This window comes from Streptomyces sp. NPDC058773 (genome assembly GCF_042746015.1).
GTDB lineage: Bacteria > Actinomycetota > Actinomycetes > Streptomycetales > Streptomycetaceae > Streptomyces.
Map to the genome: position 1 here is coordinate 1 of NZ_JBHYPE010000093.1, position 5,245 is coordinate 5,245.

Below are 5,245 nucleotides of genomic sequence, written 5' to 3' on the forward strand. Positions count from 1 at the left end.
GTAGTGGGCCGGTCACGCGGCCGGCCCACGACCGCCCACCGGACCGCACCGGCCAGGCCCCTGCATCGGCCGCGCCCGTCACCCGGCCATCGCCCCGGCTCACCCCAGCCAGCCGGGCCGCACCAGCCCCGATTCGTAGGCCAGCACGACCAGTTGGGCCCGGTCGCGGGCTCCCAGCTTGACCATCGTGCGGCTGACATGCGTCTTGGCGGTGAGCGGGCTGACGACCAGCCGGCGGGCGATCTCCTCGTTGGAGAGCCCGATACCGACCAGCGCCATCACCTCACGCTCCCGCTCGGTCAGCGCGGACAGCGCACCGGCCGCGGCCGGCTCCTTGGAGCGGGCCGCGAACTCCGCGATGAGCCGCCGGGTGACACCGGGCGAGAGCAGCGCGTCACCGGCGACGACCGCGCGCACGGCCCGGAGCAGCTCCTCCGGTTCGGTGTCCTTGACCAGAAAGCCGGAGGCGCCCGAGCGGATCGCCTCGAAGACGTACTCGTCCAGCTCGAAGGTGGTCAGCATGACGACCTTCACCTCGCGCAGCTGCGGGTCCTCGGTGATCCGGCGGGTGGCCACCAGCCCGTCGACCACCGGCATGCGAATGTCCATCAGCACGATGTCCGGGCGGTGTTCACGGACCGCGGCCACCGCCTGCTGCCCGTCCGCGGCCTCGGCGACCACCTCGATACCGGGCTGGGCGTCCAGCAGCACCTTGAAGCCGGCCCGCACCAGCAGCTGATCGTCGGCGAGCAGTACCCGGATCACGACTCCTCCTCGGTGGCGGTGGGCGTCACCGTATCCGCCCCCGGGTCCCGGTCCACTGTCCCCGGCCCGGCCAGCGGGATACGGGCCCGGACCCGGAAGCCGCCGTCCGGGCGCGGGCCCGCCTCGACGGTGCCGCCCAGCGCGGCGGCCCGCTCCCGCATCCCGACCAGCCCGTTGCCGCCGCCCGGTTCGCCCGCCCCGGCGGTCGCCGGACCGTCGTCGTCGACCCGGATCTCCAGCGCCCCGGGGGTGTGGCGGAGCAGCACCCTGGCCGTACGCGAGCCGGAGTGGCGCACGACGTTGGTCAGCGCCTCCTGGACGATGCGGAACGCGGCGAGGTCGGTGCCCGGCGGCAGCGTGGCCGGGGTGCCCTCGGTGGTGACGTCCACGGTGAGGCCGGCGCTGCGGGCCTGCTCGGTGAGTTCCGGCAGCCGGTCCAGTCCGGGGGCCGGGGAGCGCGGGGCGTCCCCCGGGGTGCGCAGGGCGCCGAGGACCTGACGGACCTCGCCGAGCGCCTCTTTGCTCGCGTCCTTGATGGTGGTCAGCGCGGACCGCGCCTGCTCCGGGTCGCTGTCGAGCAGCGCCAGCCCCACGCCCGCCTGGACGTTGATGACGGAGATGCTGTGCGCCAGGACGTCGTGCAGCTCCCGGGCGATCCGCAGCCGCTCCTCGTCCGCCCGGCGGCGCTCCGCCGCGGCCCGCTCGGCCGCCGCCTCCGCCAGTCGCTCCCGGCGCACCCGGACCAGCTCGGAGAGCGCCACCACGGCCACCACCCAGGCGATGACCAGCAGTTCCTGCGCCCATGGCGCGGGCCCGTCATGCGGCGGCGGCAGCCACCGGTAGAGCCAGTGCGCAGCCACCACATGCACGAGCCACACCCCGCCCAGCGCACACCACGCGACCGTGCGGTGCCCCGCGACGACCGCCGAGAAGGCGGCGAGGGCGAGGATGAGGAAGACCGGCCCGTACGGATAGCCCGCCGCGAGGTAACCGGCGACGACGGCCGCGGTGCCGATGACGACGGTGCGCGGGGAGCGGCGCCGGAAGAGCAGCAGGGCCCCGCCCGCGACCAGCAGCGCGCGGCCGAGGGAATCCAGCGGGACGCGGCCCGGCTGGTCGTGGCCGGCGAAACCGGAGCCGACCGCCACCACCAGCGTCACGACGAGGGTCGACAGCCAGGGCAGCCGGCTGCCGTACCGGCCGGGCGCTTCCCCGGGCGGAACCGCCGCCCACCGCTCCCACACCGGGCCGCCGCAGCGCCGCGCCCACGGCGGCCGTGCATTCTCCATGCCGTCACGCTAGACCGCGGCGGGGCCCGGCGGCGTCAGCCCGGCGCGGTGCCCTTGCCTACTCCCCGGGGAGTACGGCGCGGCTCGCGTCCACCGGGACGTCGTGCGGCGCTCGTGCTTCCGGGCCCCTCGCGGGCTACCGGACCGTGGCGGCTCACCGGCCCACCGGCCCCGGCCTCACGCCGTCCCGGGGCGGGGACTTCCGGCGTGCCGACGGCTCACCGGACCCGCCCTACCGCGGACGAGCCACCGGACCGAGCCGTACGCGCCCCGAGCCGAGCCCCGTCCGAACGCGCACGGGCCAGGCGCCCCCGCCTCAGCCGCGGTCCATCGCCTCCAGCGCCCGTCGCGCCACCCCATGTGTCCGCACGATCTCGGCCAGCGTCGTCGTCCCGCGGGTGATCTTCGCGAAAGCCTGCCAGGCCGGGCGGAAGCCGGTGACCGCGGCATGCAGCAGCCCGGGGCGACGCGAGAAGACCTTGAGCATCCGCCGCCCCACGCCCATCTCCACCCCGAGGCCCGCCTTGATGGCGAAGGCGTAATTGAGGGCCTGGCGACGGGCGTCCACCGCGTCATGCGCCTCGGCGACCCGCACCGCCCACTCCCCCGCCAGCCGCCCGGACCGCAGCGCGAACGAGATGCCCTCCCGCGTCCACGGCTCCAGCAGCCCGGCCGCGTCACCGCACACCAGCACCCGGCCGCGGGACAGCGGGGAGTCCTCGGCACGGCAGCGCGTCAGATGCCCCGACGAGACGCTCGGCTCGAAGCCGGCCAGGCCCAGCCGCCCGATGAAGTCCTCCAGATAACGCTTGGTCGCCGCGCCCTCGCCGCGCGCCGAGATGACCCCGACGGTGAGGGTGTCGCCCTTGGGGAAGACCCAGCCGTAGCTGCCGGGGATCGGCCCCCAGTCGATCAGCACCCGGCCCGCCCAGTCCTCGGCCACCGGCGGCGGCACCGGGATCTCCGCCTCCAGCCCCAGGTCGACCTGGTCGAGCTTGACCCCGACATGGGCCCCTATACGGCCCGCGCTGCCGTCCGCGCCGATCACCGCGCGGGCCAGCACCACCTCACCGCTGCCGAGCACCACGGCGACGGTCCGCCGGTCCGGCACCTCGACGCCGTGCTGCTCCACCCGGGAGACCGTGACGCCCGTACGGACCGTCGCGCCCGCGTCCTTGGCGGACTCGACCAGCCGCTCATCGAACTCGGGGCGGTTGATCAGCCCGAACAGCATGCTCTTGGCACGGCGGGTACGGGTCAGCCGCCCGTTCAGTGAGAACGTCACCGCATGCACCCGGTCGCGCAACGGCAGGTCGAAACCCGGCGGAAGGGAGTCCCGGGAGGGTCCGATGATGCCGCCGCCGCAGGTCTTGTAGCGCGGGAGGTCCGCCTTCTCCAGGAGCAGCACCCGGCGTCCCGTACAGGCCGCGGCATGTGCGGCCGAGGCGCCCGCAGGCCCCGCGCCCACCACCACGACGTCCCACACCTGCTGGTTGTCCTCCGCTGCCCGCTCGCTGCTCACCTGTGCTTCTTCCCGTTCGATGCCTGGCTGCGTGTACCGCCCGCATCCTACGGGCCGCCCTCGTGTGAAGGCCCTGTGGGAAGATCGGGGGCGCCGATGCCCGTACGTCCGGCCCGTCCGGCTCACGAGGCCGACCGGTCCGTACTGCACAACGCCGCGCCCACAAGGAGCGTTCCATGTCTGACAGCCCGCTCGCCCAGACCGTCGCCGCGCTGCAGCCCCGTGCCAGGAACGAACTGGCCGAGCTGGTCGCCTTCAAGTCCGTCGCGGATCCGGCACAGTTCCCCAGGAGCGAGTGCGAGGCGGCCGCCAACTGGATCGTCGACGCGCTGCGGGCGGACGGTTTCCAGGACGTGGCGCTGCTGGACACCCCCGACGGCACCCAGTCCGTCTACGGCTTCCTGCCCGGCCCGGCCGGGGCCCCGACGGTCCTGCTGTACGCGCACTACGACGTACAGCCGCCGCTGGACGAGTCCGCGTGGCTCTCCCCGCCGTTCGAGCTGACCGAGCGCGACGGCCGCTGGTACGGCCGCGGTGCCGCGGACTGCAAGGGCGGCCTGATCATGCATCTGACGGCGCTGCGCGCGCTCAAGGAGCACGGCGGCATCCCGGTCAACGTCAAGCTGATCGTGGAGGGTTCGGAGGAGCAGGGCACCGGCGGACTGGAGCGGTACGCCGAGGCGCACCCGGAACTTCTGGCCGCCGACGCCATCATCATCGGCGACGCCGGCAACTTCCGGCCGGGGCTGCCGACGGTCACCGCGACGCTTCGCGGAATGACCCTGCTCCGCGTCCAGGTCGACGCCCTGGCGGGCAATCTGCACTCCGGCCAGTTCGGCGGCGCGGCGCCCGACGCGCTCGCGGCGCTGATCCGCATCCTGGACTCACTGCGCGCCGAGGACGGTTCGACGACGGTGCACGGCCTGGCCGCCGACGCCACCTGGGAGGGCCTGCAGTACCCGGAGGAGGACTTCCGCAAGGACGCCGGCGTCCTGGACGGCGTCGGCCTCCTCGGCAGCGGCACGGTCGCGGACCGCATCTGGGCCCGTCCCGCCGTCACCGTGCTCGGCATCGACTGCCCGCCGGTCGTCGGCGCCACCCCGTCCGTACACGCCGGCGCCCGCGCCCTGGTCAGCCTCCGCGTCCCGCCGGGCACGGACACGGCCGAGGCGACCAAGCTGCTGACGGCTCACCTGGAGAGCGCCGCCCCGTGGGGCGCGCGCGTCGCGGTCGAACAGATCGGACAGGGCCAGCCGTTCCTCGCGGACACCACCAGCCCCGCGTACGCCTCGATGGCGGCGGCGCTGCGCGAGGCCTACGACGGCGCGGAGATGCAGATCGCCGGCATGGGCGGCTCGATCCCCCTCTGCAACACCCTCGCCGGCCTCTACCCCGACGCCGAAATCCTCCTCATCGGCCTCAGCGAGCCGGAGGCCCAGATCCACGCGGTCAACGAGAGCGTGTCCCCGCAGGAACTCGAGCGGCTGGCGCTGGCGGAGGCCATTTTCCTGCGGAGCTATTCCGTTTGAGGCCCACGTTTTCGGCTGGCCCGCCGTGTGGGTTGCTCGCCGTTGCGCCTGCGGCGGGCCAGGTGGTTTGTGGGTGCGGTGACGGGCCTCCGGGGCCTGGTGTGTGGACTGCTTCGCTTTACGTCCACACACCAGACCCC

General features: G+C 74.3%; 4 protein-coding genes. 1 reads left to right on the top strand and 3 read right to left on the bottom strand.

Annotated elements, in window-relative coordinates; all coding sequences use genetic code 11:
• Nucleotides 1-99: 99 nt before the first annotated feature.
• The 3 genes from ACFW5B_RS35095 to ACFW5B_RS35105 form a co-directional block, all read right to left on the bottom strand.
• Nucleotides 100-765, bottom strand: a complete 666-nt coding sequence (locus ACFW5B_RS35095) for a response regulator (protein WP_386449143.1) — start codon at nt 763-765, stop codon at nt 100-102.
• On the bottom strand, nt 762-2,054 hold the full coding sequence (locus ACFW5B_RS35100) for a sensor histidine kinase (protein WP_386449146.1): 1,293 nt from the start codon (nt 2,052-2,054) through the stop codon (nt 762-764). Before ACFW5B_RS35100 ends, ACFW5B_RS35095 begins: the two co-directional genes overlap by 4 nt.
• A gap of 316 nt (nt 2,055-2,370) precedes the next feature.
• Nucleotides 2,371-3,576 (bottom strand): geranylgeranyl reductase family protein, encoded by a 1,206-nt coding sequence (locus tag ACFW5B_RS35105; RefSeq protein WP_386449149.1) that lies wholly within the window; start codon nt 3,574-3,576, stop codon nt 2,371-2,373.
• 176 nt (nt 3,577-3,752) lie between these two features.
• Between ACFW5B_RS35105 and ACFW5B_RS35110 the strand changes: the two genes are divergently transcribed.
• On the top strand, nt 3,753-5,105 hold the full coding sequence (locus ACFW5B_RS35110) for a dipeptidase (RefSeq protein WP_386449152.1): 1,353 nt from the start codon (nt 3,753-3,755) through the stop codon (nt 5,103-5,105).
• Nucleotides 5,106-5,245: the final 140 nt, after the last annotated feature.

Bases quoted from the DNA above. Each gene is read 5' to 3' on its own strand.
- ACFW5B_RS35110 (WP_386449152.1), top strand. From the start codon at position 3,753: ATGTCTGACAGCCCGCTCGCCCAGACCGTCGCCGCGCTGCAGCCCCGT.
- ACFW5B_RS35100 (WP_386449146.1), bottom strand. From the start codon at position 2,054: ATGGAGAATGCACGGCCGCCGTGGGCGCGGCGCTGCGGCGGCCCGGTG.